The organism is Acinetobacter sp. YZS-X1-1 (genome assembly GCF_000804305.1).
Lineage (GTDB): Bacteria > Pseudomonadota > Gammaproteobacteria > Pseudomonadales > Moraxellaceae > Acinetobacter > Acinetobacter variabilis.
This window is the reverse complement of record NZ_JWHB01000005.1, coordinates 1-23,900: the sequence shown is the minus strand read 5'-3', so window position 1 is coordinate 23,900 and position 23,900 is coordinate 1. Positions and strand designations below refer to the sequence as shown.

Below are 23,900 nucleotides of genomic sequence, written 5' to 3'. Positions count from 1 at the left end.
TTTATTTCAAATAAAATTCATGCATTCCTTTGAGCGGAATGGCCTATAATCTGCGCATCAAGATTAACTAACTCGATCGCCAGACTTTATGATGAATGCCTTAGAACGTCGCTCGACCTTTGCCCTGAGCAGTATTTTCGCACTGCGCATGCTGGGGTTGTTTATGATCATCCCTGTATTCTCTGTAGCAGGGCAGTCATATGAATATGCTACGCCTGCACTGATTGGTCTGGCGGTGGGTATTTATGGTCTGACGCAGGCCATTTTACAGATTCCGTTTAGCCTGATTGCGGACCGCTATAGCCGTAAGCCTCTGGTGGTTTTGGGCTTGTTGTTATTCGCTCTAGGTGGCGCGATTGCTGCGATGTCTGACACCATTTATGGCGTGATCATCGGTCGTGCGATTGCCGGTGGCGGGGCAGTTTCAGCAGTGGTAATGGCCTTACTGGCCGATGTGACCCGTGAAGAAAACCGCATGAAAGCCATGGCGGTAATGGGCATGAGTATCGGCCTGTCCTTTGTGGTGGCCTTTACCATGGGGCCATGGGTGACAGGATTGGTCGGCATTTCCGGTCTGTTCTGGGTGACCACAGTGATGGGACTGGCTGCGATTGCGATGCTATTGATGGTTCCTAAAGTTACCCGTCATCATAAAAATTTTCAGCAAGGTTATCTGGAGCAGCTGAAACAGGTCTTGAAAATGGGGGATCTGAACCGTCTGCATATTTCAGTATTTACCCTGCATTTGCTGCTTACAGCGATGTTTATTTATGTGCCATCGCAACTGATTGAAGTTGCTGAACTGCCATTATCGAGCCATGGTTGGGTTTATCTGCCGCTGCTGGTCGTCAGTCTATTCTTTGCTTTTCCGAGCATTGTACTGGCAGAGAAATACCGCAAGATGCGCAGCATTTTCCTGACAGCGATTGGCGGGATTATTCTGGGTCTGTTGATCATGATTTTTGGCTTTGAATCCAAATATGTGCTGATCGGTGGATTAGGGCTGTTCTTTATTGCCTTTAACGTCATGGAAGCTTTACTGCCTTCTTGGCTATCTAAGGCAGCACCGATTCAATCCAAAGCCACTGCGATGGGCGTGAATGCCAGTAGTCAGTTCCTGGGCGCATTCTTTGGCGGGATTATCGGTGGACAATTGTTGTTACTCAACAACACTTCGCTCGGTTGGAGTATTTTATCGGCAATTGCTATAATTTGGCTGCTCATGAGTTTTGGGTTGGCTCAACCACGCTATCTTTCATCGCTCGTGCTTCGTCTGCCAGAGAGTAAACAAACAGATGAATGGACTTCTCAACTTTTGGCGATTCGTGGTATTGAAGAGGTTGTGGTCATGTCTGAACAGCAAGTCGCCTTTGTCAAGGTCGATAAACAGCAGGTTGATGATGTTTCGCGACAACAATTAACGCACTTGTTAGGTAAAGAGGTAGCCATTTAAACATAACTCTTATAAAGTAAAATATAGAAATAAATAGGAAGTGTACGTCTGATGCGTGGTGTTAATAAGGTCATTTTAGTTGGTACTTTAGGTCGAGATCCTGAGACCAAAACTTTCCCAAATGGTGGTTCTCTCACTCAATTCTCTATCGCAACCAGCGATTCATGGACTGATAAAAATACGGGCGAACGTAAAGAGCAAACCGAATGGCACCGTATTGTGCTGCATAACCGTTTAGGTGAAATTGCACAGCAATATCTGCGCAAAGGTTCTAAAGTTTATATCGAAGGTTCATTACGTACCCGTCAATGGACAGATCAAAGCGGTCAAGAACGCTACACAACGGAAATCCGTGGTGAGCAAATGCAAATGCTGGATTCTGGTCGTCCACAAGGCGAGCAGGGCGATAACGGTTTTAACCAGCCACGTTTTAATAACAATAACCAGGGTGGCGGTTATGGCAATAATCCGCAAGGTGGTTATGGCTCAGCGCCTCAGCAAGGCGGTTTTAACAATAATCAGGGCAGTGGTTATGGCAATAATAACCAAAATAACCAGGGTGGTTATGCGCCGAAGTCTGCACCTGCTCCAGTAGCAGCACCTGCAGCTGATCTGGATGATGATCTTCCTTTTTAATCCCGACATTAGAAAGGCAAATCATCATCAAAACCCGCCAAATGGCGGGTTTTCATATCGAGGTTCTTCTATTTTTTCACGGACACCCACATGGTGATCACTGCCCGAAACACGACTTCTTCTGCAGTATCTTTAATTTCTACATTGACCAGATAATCGCTGCCTTCCTTCCATATAAAGTTAGGCTCGGCGGGTGTCGCAATCGCAACTAGGTCAGTAGTAGCTTTTTTGACATATTCGACCTGCATACCCTTGGGAATCCAGCGATGAGTTTTCGGAACGGTTGCATCGGTCATGGTGCCGCCTGCCAGTTCAGCCATATTGCACATGGCAATCGCGTGTACAGTGCCTAAATGATTCAGCACGGCACGATGTTTCTTGATGTTCACTGCACAATATCCAGGCTTTAAATCTTCAAACAGTGGAGAAATGCTGCCGAAATAAGGTGCTTTTAGACAAAGTAATTTAGAAAAAAGATATTTACCGGCTGGCTTATTTTCTAGGCTTTTCCAGATTTTTAGGGCTTGGCTCATCTATAACTTCCTGTATATTATTTTTAATCAGAATAATATTCTCATACAGAATATTATTCTGTATTGGCGCATCTGACAAAAACCAGACATCAGGCTGTCAGCCTGCTTTTAAAAATAGAGAGGATTTAAATATTAAAGATGCAAAACATGGAATTGCTGGAAAGAATTTTTAAGGGAAGACGGGCTTTACTCAAACGTCAGATTCTGGAATGCGCATTGACAGAATTTCTGCGCACAGGCATTGCTGCGACTACGATTGAAATGATCCGTGATCAGGCCGATACCAGTATTGGGGCGATCTACCATCATTTTAAAAACAAGGAAGGGATCATTGCAGCACTGTATATTGCAGCACTTACAGATCAGTCGAAGCAGCGTTTACAGGCTTTGTCGCAAGTTCAGGGTATTGAACAAGGCATACAGGCGGTGATTCAGAGTTATATCGATTGGGTCGTAGCGTATCCTGATTTTGCCCGCTTTCTTTATGCTGCGCATCATACAGTTCAAAGCAGTGACTTCAAAAAGGAGTTACAGCAGTCGAATCAGCAGCGCAATCAAGACTTAAAACAATGGTTGGCTCAACAGATAGATACCAATCAATTACAAGCTGTTCCCTTGGAACTGCTTATGTCACTGATCATTGGACCCACTGAAAGTTATTGCCGGAGCTGGTTATCTGGCCGAGTTCAAACCTCTCCCAAACATTATGCAGCAGCCTTAGCAAAATCGGCTTGGAAATCTATACAGCATTTTCAAGAAAGTGAATTCGCCAAAATCGATTAAACAAATTAGAAAGATAAAAATACAAGGAATTATAAATCTAAAAAACCGATAGTTTTTATGAAAAGTTACGGTTTTACCTATTGGTGGTTTTTGCGTATTCTTAACTACATCAAATGAACACACACTTTCACGAATAGATAGGAATAGACTTATGAGTTTAATCAATACTGAAGTTAAGCCATTCAATGCAACTGCTTACCACAATGGTCAATTTATTGAAGTGTCTGAACAGAACATGAAAGGTAAATGGTCTGTAGTATTCTTCTATCCTGCTGACTTCACATTTGTTTGTCCAACAGAATTAGGCGATCTTGCTGATCAGTATGCTGAATTCCAGAAACTGGGCGTAGAAATCTATTCAGTATCTACAGACACACACTTCACACACAAAGCTTGGCATGATACGTCTGACGTGATTGGTAAAATCCAGTACCCAATGATCGGCGATCCAACCTGGACTTTGGCGAAAAACTTTGAAGTGCTGATTGAAGCTGATGGTCTGGCGGATCGTGGTACTTTCGTGATCGATCCAGACGGTAAAATCCAGATCGTTGAAATCAACGCGGGTGGTATCGGTCGTGACGCGCAAGAACTGCTTCGTAAAGTAAAAGCGGCTCAATATGTACACGCTCACCCAGGTGAAGTATGTCCTGCAAAATGGAAAGAAGGTGAAGCGACTCTTGCTCCTTCAATCGACCTGGTCGGTAAAATCTAATTCGATAACACGTTATCGAAGTTGAAAAAACCCAGCTCTCAGCGCTGGGTTTTTTATTGTCTACTGCTCATGACTACTTAAATTAACGTCTTATGAGCAAAGCTAAAGTTATAAGTAGCTACACAGAAATCTAAGAGTCGAATCGTCTTATAATTGAAATACTGCATTCTAGAAGTACGGTATTGATGACTGCTGATCAAGCTTAAAATGGCTACATGTTCATCCTATTGCGTATAGGAGTAAAAGATGAAAAAAGTCATTGGTATTTACCGTAATCAAAACATGCACTGGGTCGGTGACGGCTTCCCGGTGAAAAACCTATTTTCTTATGATCGTCTGGGGCAGGCTATTAGTCCATTTTTGTTGCTAGATTATGCAGCGCCGTATCACTTTGCATCAACTACTGAGCAGCATGGCGTAGGTTCACATCCGCATCGTGGCTTTGAAACTGTAACCTTGGCCTATCAGGGGGCAGTGACCCACCAGGACTCCAGTGGCGGTGGCGGTACGATTCAGACTGGTGATGTGCAGTGGATGACAGCGGGTGCCGGGGTGGTGCATGAAGAATTTCATTCCCCAGATTTTGCTCAAAATGGCGGTCTGTTTGAAATGGTTCAACTCTGGGTCAACTTGCCAGCCAAAGACAAAATGACCGCGCCACGTTATCAGGCCATTACTGCAGCCGAGATTCCACGGATTGAAATGGATGAAGGTGCAGGACATATTCGGGTGATTGCCGGAGAATTCGGAGGTCATTATGGCTCTGCGCATACCTTTAGTCCGGTAAATGTCTGGGACGGCGAGCTAAAAGCAGAGTATGAAACAACCTTAGATGTACCTCTCGGACATAATGCTTTGCTGGTTGTACTGGCGGGTGAGCTGGTGGTAAATGGCAGTCAAAAAGTACTGGATAACTCTATTGTCATGTTTGCGCGTGATGATAATCCTGAAATTCAGCTACAGGCTTATCAGGATACTAAATTTTTACTCTTGACCGGTGAGCCGTTGAATGAACCAATCCAAGGCTATGGCCCATTTGTGATGAATACCAAGGAAGAAATTATTCAGGCATTTCAAGATTTTAATCAGGGTAAATTTGGTGAAATCGCGGTACAGGCCGAATAATACAGACAGCCTTAAAACAAAGAAGCCTCTGCACAAGCAGAGGCTTTTTTTCTAATGCGCTGGAATTTCTTGTCGTTTTTACGAGTTTCTGGGATAAATTCATTTTGTTTATCTCTATGAATTTATCTCTTTCTTGTGCTGCATATTATAGGGTATTTTCCAGTCTTTGTAAACCGATGATTAAAAAATCGGTTAATTAAGTCATTTGTTTTTTAAAGATTTATTTTGAAATATTTAAATATTATGAGGGTTTAAGTCACTATATATAAAGACGTTTTTTTGCTATTCAAAAAATGTAATTTATTTGTAAAGTTGCGTTAACCTAGAATTACGAAAAAAAAGTATTCTGGAAGATTTTAATAACCTATTTGCCAAAAGCATGGTTCATAATTTCTTTTAGTTTTTCAATGACGGATGATCAGATTGGATATCGCAGTAATTGGTAGTGGCATGGCTGGACTGGCTACTGCCAGAATTCTTCAGGACGCAGGACATCGCATTACTATTTTTGAAGCACTTCAAGGTCGCGGCATGGACAGTCATAGTCTCGAATTTGAAGGAGGCCTCATTGACGCACCTTTACGTGTGATGAATCCTTATCTGTGGAAAAATACCTTAAGTCTGGCGACTCATCTGGGCATTAAAACTTACCCGGTACGTACCTATATGGCCTGTAGCTGGCTGTTTGAAGACCGGGTAGAAACCTGGCTAACCACGTCACGTAGCAAGATTGGTAATATTCCGATTATCAATAACCGCAAAGGCATCCAGCAATATGGCTGGCGTCTGGTCAAAGGTTTGCTGCAGCTTAAAACAGCTTTGGCAAAATTCTTTAAATCTAAAAATCAGGACATCAGCCTGGCAGAATTTATCAATCGTAATGAGATTGAAGAAGTGTTCTGGCATGGTGCGGTGATGCCGGTGCTGTATACCATTTGTACCTGTAACCCAAAAACCATTGGTGAATGGCCAGCCAAACCGCTATTGATTTTTCTGCGTCAGCTAACGGATGGTGATGCCTTGCTGCGTATGCAGGGCGGTACTCCGGCTTTGGTAGACAAGCTGATTGAAGGTATTCACATTGAAAGTGGTGCACCGATCGTTTCGGTAAAAGAGCAGGGTGAAAAAGTACTGGTAGAAAATGCAGCCGGTCTGTCGAAAACCTTCGATCGCGTGGTGGTGGCGACACCGACCAATCATATTGACGAATTCCTGGATCATGAGCAGTTTGGCCGTGATATCGAGCTGTTAAAGAAATTCAAATTTGAACAGGGTGAATTGGTTATTCACCGTGATAGCAGCGTGATGCCTCCAAAGCGTAAGGACTGGGCTGTACTCAGCTATATGATGGATCGTAAATTTACCCGTCAGCAATTTACAGTTTGGCTGAATGCGGTTGAACCGAGTCTGGTGGGTAAATCACCGGTATTTCAGACCTGGCGTCCTGTGACTGAGATCGATCCGAAAAAAGTGATTTCCTCAGTGACCTTGACCCGTGCGGTAGTAGATGCCAATACCATCGCTCTCAATAAGGAATTACAGCATCGCCATCTGGAAATGAACCGTAAAGTGTTCTACTGTGGTTCATGGTCTTCGGATGGTTTGCCAATTCTGGAATCTGCAGTGACATCTGCCATGAAAATTGCTGCAATTATGGGGGCACCGTTGCCATTTGAAGGACTTAAACCTAAGATCGAGGTAGCACCCCAACTCGGTTATTGATTGATGCAATGGTTTCAGGCACTTCGTCAGCGTCTTCCTCAACACAAATATGCAATTGATGCATCTTTGCTGGGAGACCAGTCGCAGTTGCCCTGGAGCAATCTGGGTTATTGGCGGGCAGGGCAGCAGGATTATGTAGCTGCCTGTCGAACTTTGGCCGACCGTTTGGCAGAAACGGTCGGTTTAAATTCAAAAGATAAATTGCTGGATCTGGGCTGTGGCCAGGGTGCCAGCCTGTTGCACTGGCAGCAACGCTATCAAGTGCAATATCTGGCCGGTGTGGAACTTCAGCCAGCTTGTGTGGCAAATATCCAGCAGCATTTACCTGATCTCAATGCCATCTATCCGGCTTCTTTCCTGCGTTTAAAAGACATACATTTTTCCCAGCGCTTTGATGTGGTGTTGTGTCTGGATGCTGCCTATCATAGCCCCGTTCCCGAACTTCTCGAACAGGTACGCAGTGTTTTGAACACCAATGCACGGATTGGTTTTCATCATCTGATCTTGTCGGAAAAATGGAACAGCTTGAATGCGCTGCAAAAGCATAAATATCAGTTTCTGCTGAAATCCGCCGATGTCGATTTAAAAAACCTGATGTCGGAAAATGAGCTTTATCATTGTCTGGAAAATTTTGAATTTAAGAATATTCAGATTGAAGATCTGTCCGAAGCGGTATTTTCAGGTTTTGCTGATTATGTAAATCAGAATTTAAATTCAAAGAAATTGAAACAAAAAGGCAAAAGACTGGATCAGTTTAAAATCCGGATGACGGCAAAGCTTTGCCAGAAGTTATATCAGGATGGGATCGTGCGATATGTGCAGGTGACGGCACAGGCGATCTGAGTATTCAAGGCAAAAAACAGCTATATAAAAATGCCAAGCCTAGAAACATCAAAGCCTCACTAAAAAGCGAGGCTAAGAAAATGGTGCCGGCACACGGATTCGAACTGTGGACCTACTGATTACAAGTCAGTTGCTCTACCAACTGAGCTATGCCGGCGTTGTGGAGTGCATTTTACAGATTTTTCTTAAGGGCGCAAGCCAAAAAATAACCGTTCAATCTTATAACCAATTTTTTATTGCTGATCATTGAATCATCTGCACTCAGGCATAACATTTAAATCATAAGATTGCCCACATCAGGGATATGGGCAAGGGTAAAGGGCTGATATTTAAAATCTATTATGAGTGAGTTAAAAGGGAATTATCTGCTTTTGAGTATCCGATCCAGGTCTTGTGCGCATTCCTCTAAAGTAAAGGCCATATCAAACTGCATTTGAGGTTTGAGTTCTTGAGCGAGACTTCTCCACTGTTCAATTAATTTTAGGGCTTTTTGAATCTTATGTTTGTTGACGTCTTTGGCAATGGTCGGGGTATAACCACCGCGTTTGGCATTTTTTATCTGTTTCATGTAGTTTGCGCTGTTATTCATGTCCACTCTCCGAATAGCAGTGTTTCCACTTTTTTCTAACCCAAATAAGGAAGACTCAAGCAATAACGTTTTCTATCTTTAGGTTTTTATTCTCCTTTTATCCTGTTTTGATTCCACCATAACATAGCGATGATGACAATTAAATTAAGCTATTTTTATGCCAGTTTTTGTCTCCATCATATAAATAAACTAAAAGAAGAACATAAAGTTAAGAAATTAATAAAAATGGATATATCATGGTTTTATCCAGAGAATTTATTTCAATATATCTCAACCTATATCCTTACATCTTTAAATCTATCAAAAGAAAAGGCAAGCAATACTCATCTCAAAAATAACCAGTAAAATGAATTATCCTTTTTCAATTCATCTGTCCAAGATGCTCACTTTTAAGGTTTTAGACTATAAAAAAAGCCCAATATAAAATTGGGCTAGGGCTTAAGGCTCGACTTCTAGCGGATCACCATCTTCAGGACGAAGATGACGTGTGCCATCATCCGCAGGATCTACACTTGATCCATCTTTGGTGATCGGATTGTACATTTCATCCTCTTTTTTATCGTCAGTGAACTCCTCATCTTCGAAATCCAGAGGCTCATTATCATCATCAAAATTTAGGGGTTTTTCATCATCTTTCATAGCGATCCATCATTTTTTACCAAGATAGGATCATGCTCGAATATTCCTCAGTGTCATTCAACAGCCATCCGGCATCATTTATGTAACTTGTATAGTTATTCTTTTATTTTTAATCCATTCCCTAATAATTTCGGCAACAAAAAAAGGCTTAAACCCTTTAGATTTAAACCTTTTGAGACATCATGTGGCTACATGATTATGAATCTTGGCGGTGAGAGAGGGATTCGAACCCTCGATACGCTATAAACGTATACACACTTTCCAGGCGTGCTCCTTCAGCCACTCGGACACCTCACCATGGCCGTGGATGATATAGAAAAAAAGCCAGTCTGCCAAGCTTGAAACAATTGATTTGCGGAAAAACTTTGAGCGCAGTGTTATGATTCGCGAAAATGCTTGTTAAAAACGAAGACGATATATGCAAAGCACTGCACAGAAAGCAGCTCTCCCGGTAATTACGCTGGCTGCGCTTGGGGTTGTTTTTGGAGATATTGGAACCAGTCCATTGTATGCACTACGCCAATGTTTTCTGACGTCGCACCTTGCCATTAGTGAAGCTTCGGTGTTGGGCATTTTGTCCTTGATCTTCTGGTGCATCATGCTGACGGTGAGCTTTAAATACGTCACCATTATCATGCGTGCCGATAACAACGGTGAGGGCGGAATCATGTCCTTACTAGCTCTCAATTTGCGAACCACACGCATTTCTGATGACAAGAAAATTTACCTGATTGCGCTCGGCTTTATTGGGGCATCGCTGTTTTTTGGTGACGGGATCATTACCCCGGCAATTTCTGTGTTATCTGCGGTTGAAGGGCTGAGTATAGCCACACCTGTGTTTAATCAATGGTTAGAGCCTTTATCGATCGGGATTATTGCGGGACTCTTTCTGGTACAACGTCATGGCACTGGAACCATGGGCAAATTTTTTGGTCCGTTGACTTTACTGTGGTTCCTGTCAATTGGTGGTTTCGGTTTGTGGAGTATTATCCAGACCCCGACAGTACTGGCCATGGTGAATCCATACTGGGCCTATCATTTTGTGGTCGATCAGCCTTTTGTAGCCTTCTTGACCATGGGCGCCGTGATTCTGACCATGACTGGTGGTGAAGCCATTTATGCCGATATGGGGCATTTTGGTCGCCTGCCGATTCGTCTGGCCTGGTTTATTATTGTGTTGCCCTGTCTGTTACTAAATTATGCTGGGCAGGGCGCGTTGTTGCTGCGCCGTCCTGAAGCACTGGAAAATCCTTTCTATATGCTGCTTCCGGAATGGAGCCTATATCCAATGATTGGTTTGGCAACGGCAGCTGCTGTGATTGCCTCACAGGCGGTGATTACCGGGGTCTTCTCCATGGTGAATCAGGCCATTCAACTGCGTTATTTGCCACGCCTGAGCGTAAAACATACCTCAGCCGAAGAGCGGGGTCAGATTTATCTACCCTTCATTAACTGGATGCTGTTTATTTCCGTGGTGATTCTGATTTTACTCTTTGAAAATAGCGCCCGCTTAGCAAGTGCTTATGGGGTCGCAGTCACTATGACCATGCTCTGTGGCACCATTTTAATCAGCATTCTGGCTTATGGTTTCTGGCGCTGGCCAATCTGGAAAGTAGTGTTATTTGCCACACCATTCCTGATGCTGGATCTGGTTTTTGTAGCCTCAACGTCTTTAAAAATTGCCTCAGGTGGCTGGGTGCCGATCCTGCTCGGGGCGGCATTATTTACGATTCTGATGACCTGGAAAGATGGTCGTGCACTGGTCCTGAACCGTCTGGAAAAAGATGCGCTACCAATTGACCTGTTTATTAAGAGTATTTCAATTGGAGGAGGCACCAAGTTTGTGCCGGGTGAAGCGATTTTCCTGACCGGAACCCCGACCATTGTGCCGCATGCCATGTTGCACAATATCAAGCACAACAAGGTGCTACATGAGCGCAATATTCTAGTGACGGTTATTACCCGGGATATTCCTTTTGTAGGCGATGAAGAACGGATTAAACTGGAAAAACTCAGTGAGCATTTTTATCGAGTGACAATGTATTACGGGTTTAAGGATCAGCCCAATATTCCGGAAGCATTGCAGCATGCGTATGCAGAATGGGGCTTTGAATATGACCTGATGCAGATTAGTTTCTTTATCTCCCGGGAACGGATTATGCATACGGTGGGAGAGGGAATGGCACCCTGGCGGGAAAAACTGTTTGTTTCCATGCAGCGTAATACCAGTCCGGTCAGCGACTTCTACCAGATTCCGACCAACCGGGTGGTTGAACTGGGTAGTCAGATCGAGATGTAAAAATAAAAAACCAGAGCTAGGCTCTGGTTTTTTAGGGGAGAGAATTTAGAAAGCTTTATAACAAATTATTGTTCTGTTGCTTCTGTCTCAGCCGGCATTTCAGGGGCTGCGTTTAAAGGTGCATCTACTGCAGGATCGGCTTCAGCGTCTACCGCAATTTCAGTTTGCTCAGTCATCGCAGCTGCTTCAGGTGCAGCAGCTTGCTGTTCTTCAAGAGCTGGTTGCTCTACAGCTTCACCCATGGTCATTTCCTGTTCTGTAGCAGGCGCTGCTGGTTCAGACTCAAGATTGGCTGGAGCTGGATTGGTATCCGGCATTTCTGGTTGTGCAACAGGTGCATCAGGCATGCCTGGTGTTGGCATTGGCTGATTTGGCATTGATTGTTGTGGCTGCTGGCCTGGCTGAGCGGGTGCAGACATTGGCTGGTTTACCAGACGGATCTGTCCAGAATTCACCAGGCTTTCCAGTGAGGCTTGCTGACCATTTACAGTGGTACTAATTTTAGCTTTAGACAAGCTTTCAAGTGTTTCACCCGCTTGTACAGGAGGCTCAGCGAATGCGCCGGCACTGATCACACTTGTAAATATTCCGAGACCTAATAACTTAGATAGTTTGGAATTCATAAATTAACTCCATTGCTAATAATTGTACGTAATTTGAGTAGTCAAATAGCTTTGCACACTCAAGAAGAGGTCACAATCAAAGCTACTTAAAGGTTAAAAAACCGCGCTGAAAGCTCACTAAAAAAACGACACTTTGTTACAAGATTTAAGAATATAGGGGTGGATTGTGTAATTATTAGGCAAATAAAGAGGGTAAGATATACTTCATATACATGGCTTGTTAAGCTCGCAAAATCCCCGATTTTGATCTTAAAAGCACGTGTAGCATGGCAAAGAAGCAGCGTAAGTCGAAGAATTCAGTTTTTCAGTTTTTTAATGAAAATAGCGTGAAAGTGATCCTGGCAATGGTCGCTTCCGGGAGTTTTGCGATTGCGTTTGGCCAGGAAAAAATCAGTCAGTGGATTTCTCTGCCTTCTACATCGAATTCGAGCTGTCTGGAACAGTTTTACCGGGACATCCCGCCTTACTTAATGAAAGACAGCCTGAAAAAAGACAGTTATTCACTGTGTTTTAATGGCTTTAATGTGGGTTATTCTGGGGTATCCAAAACGCCACTGTGGGTGGCGGAGGCTTTAACACCGAAGCGTCTAAGCCAGAAAATTCCACGTGAAGACAACTTCCATGAAGAAACACGACTAAATGCTGCTCATCGTGCGACTTTGGCTGACTACCGGGGTTCCGGCTATGACCGTGGTCATATGGCACCAAATGCGGATATGCCAAATAAAGCTGCACAGTCTGATAGTTTCTCTCTGGCCAATATGGTCCCGCAGGCACCAAAGAACAATCAGCAGGTTTGGCGTGAGCTGGAAGAAGCGACCCGTGCAATTGTGACCAAGCAGAAGCAGGACGTATATGTAGTGACTGGACCAGTCTTTGCTGCCAAAAAACTGAAAACTATTGGTAAGGGTGTGATTGTACCGACTGCCGTGTACAAAGCGATCTACATGCCGAAAACTGGTGCCATTGGTGCCTACTATGCACCTAATGATAATTCGCTCAAGGTTCGCATTGTCAGTGTCTGCTATCTGGAAGAGCAGCTTGGCATTAACCTGTTTCCTCAGTTAACTGAAGAACAGAAACGCAATACCTATCATCTGCCGTTAACTGCAAATGCTGTGAAGGCCAACCAGAAAATTGCCTATTCCAACTGGGATGCAGAAAGCCAGTGTGCTGAAGACGTACCTAAAGAAGATCTGGAAAAACTACAGCGTGAGTTCAAACCGTCGGCCTCAAGTTCGGCCAGTACAAGCAATACCAGCTCATCAGTTAATAAGAACGGGATCGATCATGATACCCAGGATACGATTGTTAAACAGCTGATTGAGGCTTTACTGCAATACATCTTGCAGCTGCTGAAATAATGAAAAGGAGCTTGCTGTAAAAAGCAGGCTTCAGGTAGCATGCTGAAGACAGGTGAGTAAAAATAATAAAACAGAGTAGAAATTAATGTTTAAAGCATTTGAAAATGGAACCGAATCGTATGCGATTCATGATCTGACAGTTGAGAATGATCTGGACCGTGTCAGTCTGTATGGCAATCTGCAAATTACTAAAGACCAGGCTGGTCTCAAGGCGGCCAAAGTTTTGCAGGCACTGTTAAATGATATTGTGCAGCAACTCGAAGAAACACCGGATCTGCCAGAAAAAATTGAACGCAATGATGCAGATGAAATTGAAAATCCATTTTTATAGAAATTTCTTAAATCACTATTCCTGATAGAAAAAGCTCCTTTGATGAGGAGCTTTTTTATTTTATTCAAATTTTTAAATCTGATATGGGACATTAATCTCTGCGGTAGCAGGATAGTCCAGAAATTTTTCTTGCACCTGGGTTTCCAGATATTCTGAGCGCCATTGTTGTGGGGTCTGAGCCGTCCACTGCTTGAAGGCACGCTGAAATGCACTCTGTTCAGAATAGCCGAGCAGCATGCTGATTTCCTGCAAACTCAGATGAGGATCTTTCAGATATTGCATGGCCATCATGCAGCGGATTTCCTGCATACGCTGCTGATAGGTCTGACCCTGTTTTTGCAGGTAGCGTTGTAGCTGGCGTACAGAAAAATTCATCTGTTTGGCAATATGCTCAATCTGGAACATATTTTTCTGCAGACCGACCAGAATCGCCTGTTGCAAGCGTTGATCAATCTGGGTGGAGTTCGGGAGTTTTTCCAGCACCGCTTCTGCCTGTTGCATCAGTAATTTCTGTAAGGTCTGATCACCTTTCTTTAAAGGCGTAGACATTTCACTCACAGGAATCAGTACCTGGTTTCTGGCCTGACCAAAACGGACTTTGCAGCGGAAATACTGTTCATAGACCGCAATATTTTTATTGACCGGATGTTGAAAATGGACTTCATGCAGATGCAGTTGATGCTGGTCAAGAATGCTTGAGCGAATAAATTCTGTCATGAGCGCGATAGCAATCTCATCTGTGAGTTGCGTACTCACTTTAAACGGAATCTCGCTCCAGGAAATGGACAGGTAATCTCGATCCAGACTGACCTGTAAAGGACTGCCATCATAGATCAGGCGATGATAGTCATGATAACGCATAAAGGCTTCGCCCAGCGTTTCACTGGATAATGCCAGATAGCCAATAATACCCAGATGTTTGGCCTGCACCAGTTGCGCGATTTCCAGGCCGAGTGCCGGCCGCTGCAACTCCTGGTCCAGCTGGCTGAGCAGATCACGCCAGAGAATATAATCAAAACGCTCCAGGTTCTGGATCGCAAACAATTTCTTGGGAATGTCCAGTTGTTTGAGCTGGTAATAGTCCAAAAGCAAATGTCCTAAACCACCATATACCGAACCGACATAATCTTGGGGAACGTGCATTTTTTAATTCTTTTGTTCTGTCGTTTTTTGTCAATGATATTGAAATTATCGGTCAATATCTAGCCCTTTGTTTGACCTATAGTGTAAACAAACAGGGAGGAAAAGATCATGTGGAAAGGCTTTCTAGCAGGACTGGTCGTAGCCAATGGCTTTGAATGGTTTGCGCATAAATATGTGCTGCATGGTACGCATCGAGCAGGGCAGACGCGTTATAGCCCAGTGCCGGACAGCATGCGCTCACATTGGGAACATCATCGTGAAGTTCGCAAGACCAGATTTTCTGATTATGCCTATGTTGAAGGTTTGAAAAACTGGCGAATCCGTAATGAAATCGGTTCACTGGCCGTCGCAGCGAGCGTATTCGGGCTGGCTTTTTATCCCTTGTCCAAAGGCATGTTTTTGGCCACGCTATATAGTGCAGGCAATTATTTTTATATGCATCGGCGGGCACATCTGCAACCAGAATGGGCCAGAAAAAAAATTCCCTGGCATTATGATCACCATATGAACAGTAACCAAGATGCCAACTGGTGTGTAACCAAGCCCTGGTTTGATTATTTGATGGGAACCCGGGTGATTTCTTCAGCAGATTTACAGGAAAAAAATCCCCTTGGTATTGCCTTGCCCGAACAGATCTCTACGCGCTTAACCCACTTAACCCAGCGTTATTTCCCGGCTAAATGGGCTAAAGATCGTGATTAAATAACTTAAAATTCGAGTAATCTGCCACATAAAATGTTAACCATTTCTCACTTTGGTTAGCCCTGTCGTGATTTGTCAATAAATTCTGCATATATTGTCAATATTGTGCTCAGTATTTCACCTATATTTGCGTCTGTTGATGATTGAAAGTCTTATCAACCTGCATACAGATTGAGTTATATTGTAAATGTCAAAGATACCAAGTGCTGTAGTTCTTCTTGGTTTTTATAGGGAGTCGCAAGACTCCTTTTTTTGTCCAGAATTTAAATGATTTCTAAGAATAATCCATAAAAAAAGAGCGTGATATTCACGCTCTTTTTCATTTGAAGGTGATTGTTTAGAGACGCATTTCAATACCTTGAGCAGCTAGATAAGCCTTGGCTTCAGGAATGGTATGCTGGCCAAAGTGGAAAATAGAGGCGGCAAGTACTGCATCGGCACCACCATGGATAATCCCGTCAGCCAGATGCTGCAAGTTGCCTACGCCACCAGAAGCAATCGTCGGTACAGTGACGCGGTCATTGATAGCACGCATGAGTGGAATGTCATAACCTGCTTTGGTGCCATCGGCATCCATAGAGGTAATTAACAGTTCGCCTGCGCCGTAGCTGGCCATTTTTTCTGCCCATTCCAGGGCATCAATGCCGGTCGGTTTGCGTCCGCCGTGGGTAAAGATTTCCCATTTATTCTCACCAGTTTTTTTGGCATCAATCGCTACCACGATACATTGCGCGCCAAAACGCTGTGAGGCTTCCTGTACAAACTCAGGGTTGAAGACGGCTGCCGAGTTGATGCTGACTTTATCCGCACCTGCATTTAATAGTAGACGAATATCTTCGACTTTACGCACGCCACCGCCTACGGTAAGCGGTACGAATACAGATTCAGCCATACGCTCAACGGTACGGTAAGTGGTGTCGCGTCCATGATGTGTAGCGGTAATATCAAGGAAAGTAATTTCATCGGCACCTTGTTCATTATAACGGCGTGCCACTTCTACCGGGTCACCCGCATCACGAATATCAAGGAACTGAACACCCTTGACTACGCGACCGTTGTCGACGTCCAGACAAGGAATAATACGTTTAGCTAGCATAAATTTTTCCAATTATTACAGCCGATTATGAAACTCACCCACGCAAGCGCTACACCTTGGTAGATGGAAACGGTATTCTAGCAAAAATATGTAAGTTTTTTCGCAGGTTTTCTATGTCGGTTTATACCACTTTGACTTTAAAGGAAGTTCAGGATTTCGCAGCACCTTATGGACTTGAGGTGATTGATCTGATTCCCATTCAAGGAGGTATCCAGAATACAAACTATTTTCTGGTCTGCGAAAACCAGCAATATGTGCTGACCGTTTTTGAAGATATGGATGAACAGGCCGCTGGAGAACTGGTGCCGGTCTTGCAGCATCTGGGGCAGGCAGGTCTGGCCGTACCGGTGCCTTTATCCCATTCAGGCAAAGCCATTCATACGCTAAAAAATAAGCCGGCACAAATTGCACCACGCATGATGGGCGAGCATCCGATGCCATCTACCGTTGCGCAGGCGGAAGCGATTGCCATTGCTCAGGCCAAAATGCATGTCGCACTGAAAGATTTTAAACTTGAGCGCGCCTTTGTCCGTGACCATGCCTACTGGTATAACGTAGCACAGGAAATTAAACCGAGTCTGAACGCAGCAGATAAAGTCTTACTGGGTAAACTTCTGGGCCTGTATGAAGCTTTAACCGCAGTATATCCGGATCGTCCACGTGGCTTTATCCATTCGGATCTGTTCCGTGACAATACCCTGTTTGAGGGTGACCAACTGAAAGGTATTCTGGACTTTTACGAGCTGAATAAAGATGAATTCCTGTTTGATATTGCAATTACTTTAAATGACTTCTGTACCAATTATCCGGAAGTTACTTTAAATGAAGAAAAGGCCAATGCCTTTTTAAAAGCCTATGAAACTGTGCGTCCATTGACTGAGGATGAAAAATCATGTCTGGAGCTTTACCTGGCAATGGCTGCGGGCCGTTTCTGGATGATGCGTTTACAGGTGGCACAGAAAAATGCGGCTGAAGGCCGCACCGGTGAAGATATTCTGCAAAAAAATCCGGAAGAGATGCGTAACATGCTGATTGAACGTTTAAAATTTGTGACAGCTTAAATTAAAAATAAACAGGAACAGGCAAAATGCGCGATCAGGGACGTTTGGTAGAATGGTTTGATGACAAAGGCTATGGCTTTATTCAGCCCAATGATCCGGCCAAAGATCGCGTGTTTTTGCATATCAAAGATTTTGCCCGTCCCGGTCCACGGCCAATTGTTGGTTGTGCGCTAGATTATCTGGTGATTCTAGATGAGCAGGGACGTTATCGTGCCCAGCAGGTTATGTACCTGAAAGCATCACAAACCAAAACGGCAAAAACAAAAACTAAAACATCAGGCCGAAGCCAGCCAGAAAAACTACAGCCGATGCAGGTTGCTTCTGTGGCCTATATTTTGGTACTGGCGGGACTCAGTTTAGCCGGATTGTTGAGTGGAATGATCCTGTTACTGGTGAGCCTGATGAATGTTCTCAGTTACTGGCTATATGCCCAGGATAAGGAAGCGGCACAACTGGGCAATCGCCGTATTCCTGAAAACACCCTGCATTTGGTAGCTTTTCTAGGAGGATGGCCGGCAGCCTGGCTGGCACAGCAAAAATTACGTCATAAAACACAAAAACAACCCTTCCGGCAAATTTATTTTTGTACTATAGCTTTTAACATCATTTTGATTATATGGCTGATTTCTCCCTTTAACAGCCTGAATATCTAGAAACAATCACAGGAGCGTAGATGAACTATTCAATTGATAAAGACTCAAATCGCACGCTAACCCTGATTCTTTATATCTTATATATCGTGGCCATTTTTAGTGGTGGCTTGCTGGCAGTGATTGCACTGATTATTAACTATGTGAAGCGCTCGGATGTACGAGGCTCGATTTTTGAAAGCCACTTTACCTGGCAAATCCGCAGTTTCTGGTGGTATCTATTCTGGAATATTGTAGCCTTTGTGCCGTTCCTATTCCTGTTCTTTACCCATGAAGATCCGGACCTGTTTGCAGGCGTCGCTTTTGGTGCATCTACTTTCTGTCTGGTTGTGGTCTTTGTTTCCTGGATCTGGATTGTCTATCGCGCGATTCGCGGCATTATGCGTCTGAATGACAATCGACCGATGTATACCAAATAAGATTAGCTATATTTATTTCTCTAGATAAAAAACTCCCCCTTTTCTAAGAGGGGGAGTTCATAAGCTTAGGAAAGATCTTCCTTCAACTCTTCTATTTTTTCTTTTCTAAAAAACTTTGGCTTCCATTCGCTGGCAATCACCCCAAGTACCACCATCAATCCGCCTAGAAGTGCCAGCGCAGGCAAACGTTCTCCCGCCATACGTCCAAATAAACTTGCCCAGATCGGTTCACCGGCATAAATAATTGCAGCTTGGGAAGGATCTACCATTTCCTGTGCCCAGTTCATCACCAGCTGAATACAGGCACTGGCAATACCGAGACCGACCAAAATACCTGCCAGATGCCAGTGAAAGTCAGGTAACTGAGATTCACCCAGTATCGGTGCCATCAGAAAACAAAATAGCGAGGCAAAAATGAGTTGTAGCACGGTGACACGCCGGGTATTCACCTTCGGAGCAAAATGACTGATAAAAATAATCTCAAGCGCAATGGCAATCGAGCCGAGCAAAGTCAGCGCCTGACCAAAATTCAGCTGGAGGGCACCAAAGCCATTACCGGTTAAAAAGACCAGACCAAGAAAGGCAAATAGGGCACCGACCCAGGTCATGAAATGCGGTTTCTTACGGAACAGCAGCCAGAGTAGCAGGGGCACCAATGGAACATATAGTGCAGTTAGAAAGGCCGATTCACTGCTGCTAATCGTTTGCAAACCTACCGTTTGGGTTCCATAACCGATCGCAATCACCGCCCCGATGATGGCGCCCGCTGCCACTTCTTTAAGTGTCATGCCTTTCAAGTGCTTCAGGGACAGCACAGTTACGGCAATTGCCGCCGCTGCAAAGCGTAACCCGACAAAGATCACCGGACTACTAAAATTCAGACCATATTGTACGGTAATAAAACTGCCACCCCAGATGATGGTAATCAGGATCAGAGCAAGTTGAGGAACTTTCGTCCTCCAGGTAGAGGGTGTTTGGGAAACAGATGTCGACATGGGAGAGAGGGTCAAAAAATTGAACAATAAAAAAAGAGGTCCACAGACCTCTTTTTCAGCAGATGCTATTATAGCGCTTCTTGTTCATCCAGCAATAATTGTGCTTCACGCAGATTTAAAGTGCCTTCATAGATCGCACGACCGGTAATCGCACCTAAAATACCAGGCTGATCTTTCAGATTACGCACGTCATCCATATTGGTTACGCCACCTGAAGCAATCACAGGCAGACCTGAATATTGTGCCAGATGTACGGTTTGCTCGATGTTGACACCCTGCATCATGCCATCACGGGCAATATCGGTATAAACGATACTAGACACGCCAGCATCCGCAAAACGTTTTGCCAGATCAGTCGCTTTTACATCAGTCACATTCGCCCAGCCATCAGTGGCTACCATGCCGTTCATGGCATCGATACCCACAATAATGTGGCCTGCAAATTTTTTGCATGCTTCTTCTACAAATTCAGGATTTTGCACTGCTTTTGTACCAATAATCACAAAAGATACACCTGCTTCCAGATAATGCTCAATGGTTTCCAGTGAGCGGATCCCGCCACCAATCTGGATAGGCAATTCTGGCTGTGATTTGGCAATGGCTTCTACCACTGGCTTATGAATCGGTGTACCTGCGAAAGCACCATTTAAATCTACTAAATGCAAGCGGCGAGCGCCTTCATTTACCCAATGCTGTGCTGTTGCCACCGGATCGTCAGAAAATACGGTATCGTCTTCCATACGACCTTGTTTTAAACGGACACATTTGCCATCTTTCAGGTCAATTGCAGGGATGATCAGCATGCTTTCGCTCCTTGCTCAATCTTTAGAATGAATTTCAGTGAGTTCATCTTAGCAAATAAAGTCGAAATTTCTAACTCTTAAACGGTATGAAAAAAGAAAACCTGTCTGAAGATATACTGGAGTAACAGGATTTTATTCTTCAATTTTTTTTATTCTTTGCAATACTCCTGAGGGAGCCTGATATCAAAATGATATTTCGCTAGAAAACTTATCCTTTGTTCCTTCAAATTTTTGAATGCGGGCGAATTTTCAATTTTAGTGAAGTATTGGGAACTTCCTTGGGACCCAAGCCACGGTGCAGCAATTCTTCAAAGACCAGTAAAGGTGCATAGGCATCTGCAGCCGCATATTCAATCTGTGCCTGACTGAGATGTTTTTTCGCCCAGTTCGATGTCGTGACCCGTTTCGATTTAGGAAAATTCACCTGAAATAGCAAAGCCATCGCATTTTTTAATCCAAGAGGATTTTTAATGCCGAACGCACCAAAGCACTTTGACAGTTCAATCACACTGTTTAGCTCAATGCCTCTTTTACGGAAGAGATGCGCATCATTTTTCAGGCCAAAACCGACTTTGATCTGGTCGCGATTGGCAAAAATCGGTTTCAGAAAATCCCAAATGGCAGCATTCATCTGAAACAGGTAGGCCTTTTCCAGAGTGGCCAGCTGAATCAGATGCGGACCAGTGGAAACTTCACCAACTTTGAAGGTCGGTTTGGACTCAGTATCCAGACCAAAAACCGCGATCTGCTCAAGTTCTTCGCGTAGAGCTTCACATTGCTGGATGCTGTTAATCACCACAATATTTTCAGGCGCGATATTTTGAAAAGGTGGAAAAGTCGCTATTGCCTCTTTACTCGGCAGAATATCGTTAAGCTGGGTATCCATGATTAAAGCATCTTCCATTGATGAATATTCAGGTTGAATAGAGCATACCTTAGAGAAGGAAGCTTGGATGTGAATTATTTTTCAAAAATAAAATTTTAAACTGTAGTCCATAAAAAAGCCCGCATGATGCGAGCTTTTTGAATGTATTGGATTAGATATTCCAATCCACAAAGTTTTTCAGCAATTGCAGACCTGCAGTATGGCTCTTTTCCGGATGGAACTGAGTCGCAAACAGGTTGTCTTTATGCAGGGCAGTGCAGAAATCAATACCGTAGTTACAGGTCGCTGCCACAATGCTCGGATCTTGTGGTTCCACATAGTAGCTATGCACGAAATAGAAACGAGCATCCTGAGCAATATCTTTCCACATTGGATGGCTTGGATCGGCCTGATGTACCTGGTTCCAGCCCATATGCGGCACTTTTAAACCTGCCATTTCCGGGAAGTGTTTGACTTCGCCTGCAAAAATGCCCAGTGCATCCGCACCGCCATTTTCTTCGGAACGTTGCATCAGGGCCTGCATGCCGACACAGATGGCCAATACCGGTTTGTTGAACACGGCATTACGTACGACTTCATCAATTCCGGCTTCATGCATGCCTTGCATACAGTCACGCATTGCACCCACACCCGGAAAAACGATTTTGTCGGCTTGGGCAATCAGTTTTGGATCATTGGTCACATCTACCGTTGCACCGACGTGTTCAAGTGCTTTGGCTGCTGAGTGTAGGTTTCCCATGCCATAGTCAAGAAGGGCAATACGGGTCATTACAAGGTACCTTTGGTTGAAGCAACAGTATTCGCAGCACGTGGATCAACTTCACATGCCATACGCAGTGCACGGGCAAATGCCTTAAATACACTTTCGATCTGGTGGTGACTGTTTTTACCTTTCAGGTTGTCAATGTGTACAGTCATGAGCGAGTGGTTGACAAAGCCCTGGAAAAACTCAGAGAACAGGTCTACATCAAAACGGCCAATCATGGCGCGGGTAAATGGAATGTCCATAAACAAACCCGGACGGCCAGACAGATCCACCACAACACGGCTTAAAGATTCATCAAGCGGCGCATAGAAGTGTCCATAACGACGTAAGCCTTTTTTATCACCCAAAGCCTGAGCGAACGCTTGACCTAAGGTAATACCACAGTCTTCTACGGTATGATGGTCATCAATTTCCAGATCTCCATCACAATGAATATCAATATCAAACAGACCATGTCGCTTGATTTGATCAATCATATGATCTAAAAATGGAATACCAGTATTTAAAGTGCCTTGACCAGTACCATCGAGGTTCAAACGAACTCGAATTTTGGTTTCGTTGGTATTTCTTACCACTTCACTGATACGATCTGTCATAGACACGTTCCTCAAATACGTCAAAATGATTGATGTAGAAAATATTTTCGCCGTGACGACGTCACCGCATATTAGATTGCTCAGGAGGGTTTATCAATGCCTATTACCGTACATGCTTATACTTCTCTAGAAAACGACGAAGTGCGCAGCCAGCTTGAGCGACTGTATGACACTAGCCCTGAATTTAGTGATGGGGCAGATGCCATTGAACATCTAGAGCAAAACCTTGCACAGTATACCTTACTTTATACCGCAGAATTTAACACCAAAATCATCGGCGCCATCTGGTGCACGGGACAAGGCGAAAGCCGAACCCTGGAAAATATTGTGGTGCATCCGGCCAACCGTGGACGCGGGGTTGCAGAAAGGCTGGTGAGTGAGGCATGTCGCATGGAAGAGGAAAAAGGAGTAAAAGCATTCGTACCGGGATGCGGGGCCATTCACCGATGTCTGGCAAATCTTGAAAAAATTTAAATACAGATAAATTTCAAGCAGCCTTCAGGCTGCTTTTTTGTAAATACCGGATTCAATTTGTTTTATTAGTCAGGTATTTGCTGAGAATATTGAAAATATTGCTGTATAAATATGCAAATCGATGGAAAAGTAAACATTTGATGATTTTTATACGTTATGTACTTGACGATTAAGAGCTGAAACTGTTTAATACGCGACATCGGCGTGATAGCTCAGTTGGTAGAGCAACGGATTGAAAATCCGTGTGTCCCCAGTTCGATCCTGGGTCTCGCCACCATATTCAAAACGATTTTAAAGTTTTCAATCCCTGATCCCATCAGGGATTTTTTTTAGGCCAAAATTCAGACACTCAATCTTTTTTTTCATAATTTCGATTGACTAATGTGTCCAGATACGGCTTAATACACCGCATCGGCGTGATAGCTCAGTTGGTAGAGCAACGGATTGAAAATCCGTGTGTCCCCAGTTCGATCCTGGGTCTCGCCACCATATTCGAAAAAACCTCAAACATTGTTTGAGGTTTTTTTTCGCCTGTAATTTTTGATTCAGCCCAAGAGTTAACTTGTTTTGCCATCCATCTGAACAGGAATGAGTTCTCTAAATAATCAAGGTAATCTAATAGATAACTAGGGTCTGTTGACATTTACTGTTCAT

General features: G+C 43.9%; 26 protein-coding genes and 4 tRNA genes. 17 read left to right on the top strand and 13 right to left on the bottom strand.

All coding sequences use genetic code 11. From position 1 onward, the window contains the following. Positions 1–88 precede the first annotated feature (88 nt). Both RJ01_RS04725 and ssb read left to right on the top strand, forming a co-directional pair. On the top strand, positions 89–1,453 hold the full coding sequence (locus RJ01_RS04725) for an MFS transporter (protein ID WP_034170221.1): 1,365 nt from the start codon (positions 89–91) through the stop codon (positions 1,451–1,453). A 51-nt stretch (positions 1,454–1,504) separates the two neighbouring features. Continuing rightward, entirely contained in the window at positions 1,505–2,089 is a 585-nt protein-coding gene (gene ssb / locus RJ01_RS04720; RefSeq protein ID WP_034170220.1) for a single-stranded DNA-binding protein, read from the top strand. A 68-nt stretch (positions 2,090–2,157) separates the two neighbouring features. Here the strand turns inward: ssb and RJ01_RS04715 are convergent, their stop codons facing one another. Continuing rightward, a complete protein-coding gene (locus tag RJ01_RS04715; RefSeq protein WP_034170219.1) occupies positions 2,158–2,622 on the bottom strand; it encodes a hotdog fold domain-containing protein in 465 nt (154 codons plus the stop codon). Between the two features lie 138 nt (positions 2,623–2,760). Between RJ01_RS04715 and RJ01_RS04710 the strand changes: the two genes are divergently transcribed. From RJ01_RS04710 to RJ01_RS04690, 5 genes are all read left to right on the top strand, one after another. Further along, entirely contained in the window at positions 2,761–3,405 is a 645-nt protein-coding gene (locus RJ01_RS04710) for a TetR/AcrR family transcriptional regulator (protein WP_034170218.1), read from the top strand. A gap of 151 nt (positions 3,406–3,556) precedes the next feature. Further along, the gene (gene ahpC, locus RJ01_RS04705; RefSeq protein WP_034170217.1) at positions 3,557–4,120 is read left to right on the top strand and encodes an alkyl hydroperoxide reductase subunit C; all 564 of its coding nucleotides are present in this window, start codon (positions 3,557–3,559) and stop codon (positions 4,118–4,120) included. Between the two features lie 246 nt (positions 4,121–4,366). Continuing rightward, a complete protein-coding gene (locus RJ01_RS04700) occupies positions 4,367–5,245 on the top strand; it encodes a pirin family protein (protein ID WP_034170216.1) in 879 nt (292 codons plus the stop codon). A 414-nt stretch (positions 5,246–5,659) separates the two neighbouring features. Continuing rightward, the gene (locus RJ01_RS04695; RefSeq protein ID WP_034170215.1) at positions 5,660–6,967 is read left to right on the top strand and encodes an FAD-dependent oxidoreductase; all 1,308 of its coding nucleotides are present in this window, start codon (positions 5,660–5,662) and stop codon (positions 6,965–6,967) included. Positions 6,968–6,970: 3 nt separating this feature from the next. After that, the gene (locus RJ01_RS04690; protein ID WP_034170214.1) at positions 6,971–7,810 is read left to right on the top strand and encodes a cyclopropane-fatty-acyl-phospholipid synthase family protein; all 840 of its coding nucleotides are present in this window, start codon (positions 6,971–6,973) and stop codon (positions 7,808–7,810) included. An 81-nt stretch (positions 7,811–7,891) separates the two neighbouring features. Here the strand turns inward: RJ01_RS04690 and RJ01_RS04685 are convergent. From RJ01_RS04685 to RJ01_RS04670, 4 genes are all read right to left on the bottom strand, one after another. Further along, a tRNA-Thr gene (locus tag RJ01_RS04685) sits at positions 7,892–7,967 on the bottom strand. A gap of 204 nt (positions 7,968–8,171) precedes the next feature. Continuing rightward, positions 8,172–8,399, bottom strand: coding sequence for a hypothetical protein (locus tag RJ01_RS04680; RefSeq protein WP_004781576.1), 228 nt, complete (start codon positions 8,397–8,399; stop codon positions 8,172–8,174). Between the two features lie 438 nt (positions 8,400–8,837). Further along, positions 8,838–9,038: a hypothetical protein gene (locus RJ01_RS04675; protein ID WP_004781578.1), complete on the bottom strand. Its 201-nt coding sequence runs from the start codon at positions 9,036–9,038 to the stop codon at positions 8,838–8,840. Positions 9,039–9,244: 206 nt separating this feature from the next. Next, positions 9,245–9,335 (bottom strand) — tRNA-Ser (locus RJ01_RS04670). Between the two features lie 121 nt (positions 9,336–9,456). Between RJ01_RS04670 and RJ01_RS04665 the strand changes: the two genes are divergently transcribed. After that, on the top strand, positions 9,457–11,337 hold the full coding sequence (locus tag RJ01_RS04665; protein WP_034170213.1) for a potassium transporter Kup: 1,881 nt from the start codon (positions 9,457–9,459) through the stop codon (positions 11,335–11,337). Between the two features lie 65 nt (positions 11,338–11,402). Here RJ01_RS04665 and RJ01_RS04660 read toward each other — a convergent pair whose 3' ends face one another. Beyond that, on the bottom strand, positions 11,403–11,960 hold the full coding sequence (locus tag RJ01_RS04660; RefSeq protein WP_034170212.1) for a hypothetical protein: 558 nt from the start codon (positions 11,958–11,960) through the stop codon (positions 11,403–11,405). Positions 11,961–12,226: 266 nt separating this feature from the next. Here RJ01_RS04660 and RJ01_RS04655 point away from each other — a divergent pair, with 266 nt between their 5' ends. Both RJ01_RS04655 and RJ01_RS04650 read left to right on the top strand, forming a co-directional pair. Next, complete coding sequence (locus tag RJ01_RS04655; RefSeq protein ID WP_034170211.1) at positions 12,227–13,324, top strand: DNA/RNA non-specific endonuclease; 1,098 nt, start codon at positions 12,227–12,229, stop codon at positions 13,322–13,324. 85 nt (positions 13,325–13,409) lie between these two features. Continuing rightward, entirely contained in the window at positions 13,410–13,655 is a 246-nt protein-coding gene (locus RJ01_RS04650) for a hypothetical protein (RefSeq protein WP_034170210.1), read from the top strand. Positions 13,656–13,727: 72 nt separating this feature from the next. Here RJ01_RS04650 and RJ01_RS04645 read toward each other — a convergent pair whose 3' ends face one another. After that, the gene (locus tag RJ01_RS04645) at positions 13,728–14,798 is read right to left on the bottom strand and encodes an AraC family transcriptional regulator (RefSeq protein ID WP_034170209.1); all 1,071 of its coding nucleotides are present in this window, start codon (positions 14,796–14,798) and stop codon (positions 13,728–13,730) included. A 108-nt stretch (positions 14,799–14,906) separates the two neighbouring features. On the opposite strand from RJ01_RS04645, the gene RJ01_RS04640 reads away from it, so the two are divergent. Beyond that, complete coding sequence (locus RJ01_RS04640) at positions 14,907–15,500, top strand: hypothetical protein (RefSeq protein ID WP_005232599.1); 594 nt, start codon at positions 14,907–14,909, stop codon at positions 15,498–15,500. 337 nt (positions 15,501–15,837) lie between these two features. Here the strand turns inward: RJ01_RS04640 and hisF are convergent, their stop codons facing one another. Beyond that, a complete protein-coding gene (gene hisF, locus RJ01_RS04635) occupies positions 15,838–16,596 on the bottom strand; it encodes an imidazole glycerol phosphate synthase subunit HisF (protein ID WP_004781588.1) in 759 nt (252 codons plus the stop codon). A 113-nt stretch (positions 16,597–16,709) separates the two neighbouring features. On the opposite strand from hisF, the gene RJ01_RS04630 reads away from it, so the two are divergent. From RJ01_RS04630 to RJ01_RS04620, 3 genes are read left to right on the top strand one after another with little or no spacing between them, the layout of a single operon-like run. Further along, entirely contained in the window at positions 16,710–17,657 is a 948-nt protein-coding gene (locus RJ01_RS04630; protein ID WP_034170208.1) for a homoserine kinase, read from the top strand. Positions 17,658–17,683: 26 nt separating this feature from the next. Next, complete coding sequence (locus RJ01_RS04625) at positions 17,684–18,310, top strand: DUF1294 domain-containing protein (RefSeq protein ID WP_034170207.1); 627 nt, start codon at positions 17,684–17,686, stop codon at positions 18,308–18,310. 20 nt (positions 18,311–18,330) lie between these two features. Next, complete coding sequence (locus tag RJ01_RS04620; RefSeq protein WP_004781593.1) at positions 18,331–18,726, top strand: hypothetical protein; 396 nt, start codon at positions 18,331–18,333, stop codon at positions 18,724–18,726. Between the two features lie 65 nt (positions 18,727–18,791). Here the strand turns inward: RJ01_RS04620 and RJ01_RS04615 are convergent, their stop codons facing one another. The 5 genes from RJ01_RS04615 to hisB form a co-directional block, all read right to left on the bottom strand. Continuing rightward, positions 18,792–19,721 carry a DMT family transporter gene (locus RJ01_RS04615; protein WP_034170206.1) on the bottom strand — a complete coding sequence of 310 codons (930 nt, stop codon included), beginning with the start codon at positions 19,719–19,721 and terminating at the stop codon, positions 18,792–18,794. A gap of 68 nt (positions 19,722–19,789) precedes the next feature. Continuing rightward, positions 19,790–20,524, bottom strand: a complete 735-nt coding sequence (gene hisA / locus RJ01_RS04610) for a 1-(5-phosphoribosyl)-5-[(5-phosphoribosylamino)methylideneamino]imidazole-4-carboxamide isomerase (protein ID WP_005232592.1) — start codon at positions 20,522–20,524, stop codon at positions 19,790–19,792. A 223-nt stretch (positions 20,525–20,747) separates the two neighbouring features. Next, complete coding sequence (locus tag RJ01_RS04605; protein WP_034170287.1) at positions 20,748–21,410, bottom strand: 3'-5' exonuclease; 663 nt, start codon at positions 21,408–21,410, stop codon at positions 20,748–20,750. Positions 21,411–21,561: 151 nt separating this feature from the next. Next, entirely contained in the window at positions 21,562–22,179 is a 618-nt protein-coding gene (hisH, locus tag RJ01_RS04600) for an imidazole glycerol phosphate synthase subunit HisH (protein WP_004781601.1), read from the bottom strand. Beyond that, positions 22,179–22,772 (bottom strand): imidazoleglycerol-phosphate dehydratase HisB, encoded by a 594-nt coding sequence (hisB, locus tag RJ01_RS04595; RefSeq protein WP_005232589.1) that lies wholly within the window; start codon positions 22,770–22,772, stop codon positions 22,179–22,181. The genes hisH and hisB overlap by 1 nt, the downstream gene beginning before the upstream one ends. Before the next feature lie 96 nt (positions 22,773–22,868). Here hisB and RJ01_RS04590 point away from each other — a divergent pair, with 96 nt between their 5' ends. From RJ01_RS04590 to RJ01_RS04580, 3 genes are all read left to right on the top strand, one after another. After that, positions 22,869–23,246: a GNAT family N-acetyltransferase gene (locus tag RJ01_RS04590; RefSeq protein WP_004781604.1), complete on the top strand. Its 378-nt coding sequence runs from the start codon at positions 22,869–22,871 to the stop codon at positions 23,244–23,246. Between the two features lie 201 nt (positions 23,247–23,447). Beyond that, positions 23,448–23,523, top strand: a tRNA-Phe gene (locus tag RJ01_RS04585). A gap of 136 nt (positions 23,524–23,659) precedes the next feature. Further along, positions 23,660–23,735: transfer RNA gene (locus RJ01_RS04580), tRNA-Phe, on the top strand. Positions 23,736–23,900: the final 165 nt, after the last annotated feature.

Coding starts and splice junctions, on each gene's coding strand:
- RJ01_RS04725 (WP_034170221.1), top strand. CDS start 89: ATGATGAATGCCTTAGAACGTCGCTCGACCTTTGCCCTGAGCAGTATT.
- ssb (WP_034170220.1), top strand. CDS start 1,505: ATGCGTGGTGTTAATAAGGTCATTTTAGTTGGTACTTTAGGTCGAGAT.
- RJ01_RS04715 (WP_034170219.1), bottom strand. CDS start 2,622: ATGAGCCAAGCCCTAAAAATCTGGAAAAGCCTAGAAAATAAGCCAGCC.
- RJ01_RS04710 (WP_034170218.1), top strand. CDS start 2,761: ATGCAAAACATGGAATTGCTGGAAAGAATTTTTAAGGGAAGACGGGCT.
- ahpC (WP_034170217.1), top strand. CDS start 3,557: ATGAGTTTAATCAATACTGAAGTTAAGCCATTCAATGCAACTGCTTAC.
- RJ01_RS04700 (WP_034170216.1), top strand. CDS start 4,367: ATGAAAAAAGTCATTGGTATTTACCGTAATCAAAACATGCACTGGGTC.
- RJ01_RS04695 (WP_034170215.1), top strand. CDS start 5,660: ATGATCAGATTGGATATCGCAGTAATTGGTAGTGGCATGGCTGGACTG.
- RJ01_RS04690 (WP_034170214.1), top strand. CDS start 6,971: ATGCAATGGTTTCAGGCACTTCGTCAGCGTCTTCCTCAACACAAATAT.
- RJ01_RS04680 (WP_004781576.1), bottom strand. CDS start 8,399: ATGAATAACAGCGCAAACTACATGAAACAGATAAAAAATGCCAAACGC.
- RJ01_RS04675 (WP_004781578.1), bottom strand. CDS start 9,038: ATGAAAGATGATGAAAAACCCCTAAATTTTGATGATGATAATGAGCCT.
- RJ01_RS04665 (WP_034170213.1), top strand. CDS start 9,457: ATGCAAAGCACTGCACAGAAAGCAGCTCTCCCGGTAATTACGCTGGCT.
- RJ01_RS04660 (WP_034170212.1), bottom strand. CDS start 11,960: ATGAATTCCAAACTATCTAAGTTATTAGGTCTCGGAATATTTACAAGT.
- RJ01_RS04655 (WP_034170211.1), top strand. CDS start 12,227: ATGGCAAAGAAGCAGCGTAAGTCGAAGAATTCAGTTTTTCAGTTTTTT.
- RJ01_RS04650 (WP_034170210.1), top strand. CDS start 13,410: ATGTTTAAAGCATTTGAAAATGGAACCGAATCGTATGCGATTCATGAT.
- RJ01_RS04645 (WP_034170209.1), bottom strand. CDS start 14,798: ATGCACGTTCCCCAAGATTATGTCGGTTCGGTATATGGTGGTTTAGGA.
- RJ01_RS04640 (WP_005232599.1), top strand. CDS start 14,907: ATGTGGAAAGGCTTTCTAGCAGGACTGGTCGTAGCCAATGGCTTTGAA.
- hisF (WP_004781588.1), bottom strand. CDS start 16,596: ATGCTAGCTAAACGTATTATTCCTTGTCTGGACGTCGACAACGGTCGC.
- RJ01_RS04630 (WP_034170208.1), top strand. CDS start 16,710: ATGTCGGTTTATACCACTTTGACTTTAAAGGAAGTTCAGGATTTCGCA.
- RJ01_RS04625 (WP_034170207.1), top strand. CDS start 17,684: ATGCGCGATCAGGGACGTTTGGTAGAATGGTTTGATGACAAAGGCTAT.
- RJ01_RS04620 (WP_004781593.1), top strand. CDS start 18,331: ATGAACTATTCAATTGATAAAGACTCAAATCGCACGCTAACCCTGATT.
- RJ01_RS04615 (WP_034170206.1), bottom strand. CDS start 19,721: ATGTCGACATCTGTTTCCCAAACACCCTCTACCTGGAGGACGAAAGTT.
- hisA (WP_005232592.1), bottom strand. CDS start 20,524: ATGCTGATCATCCCTGCAATTGACCTGAAAGATGGCAAATGTGTCCGT.
- RJ01_RS04605 (WP_034170287.1), bottom strand. CDS start 21,410: ATGGATACCCAGCTTAACGATATTCTGCCGAGTAAAGAGGCAATAGCG.
- hisH (WP_004781601.1), bottom strand. CDS start 22,179: ATGACCCGTATTGCCCTTCTTGACTATGGCATGGGAAACCTACACTCA.
- hisB (WP_005232589.1), bottom strand. CDS start 22,772: ATGACAGATCGTATCAGTGAAGTGGTAAGAAATACCAACGAAACCAAA.
- RJ01_RS04590 (WP_004781604.1), top strand. CDS start 22,869: ATGCCTATTACCGTACATGCTTATACTTCTCTAGAAAACGACGAAGTG.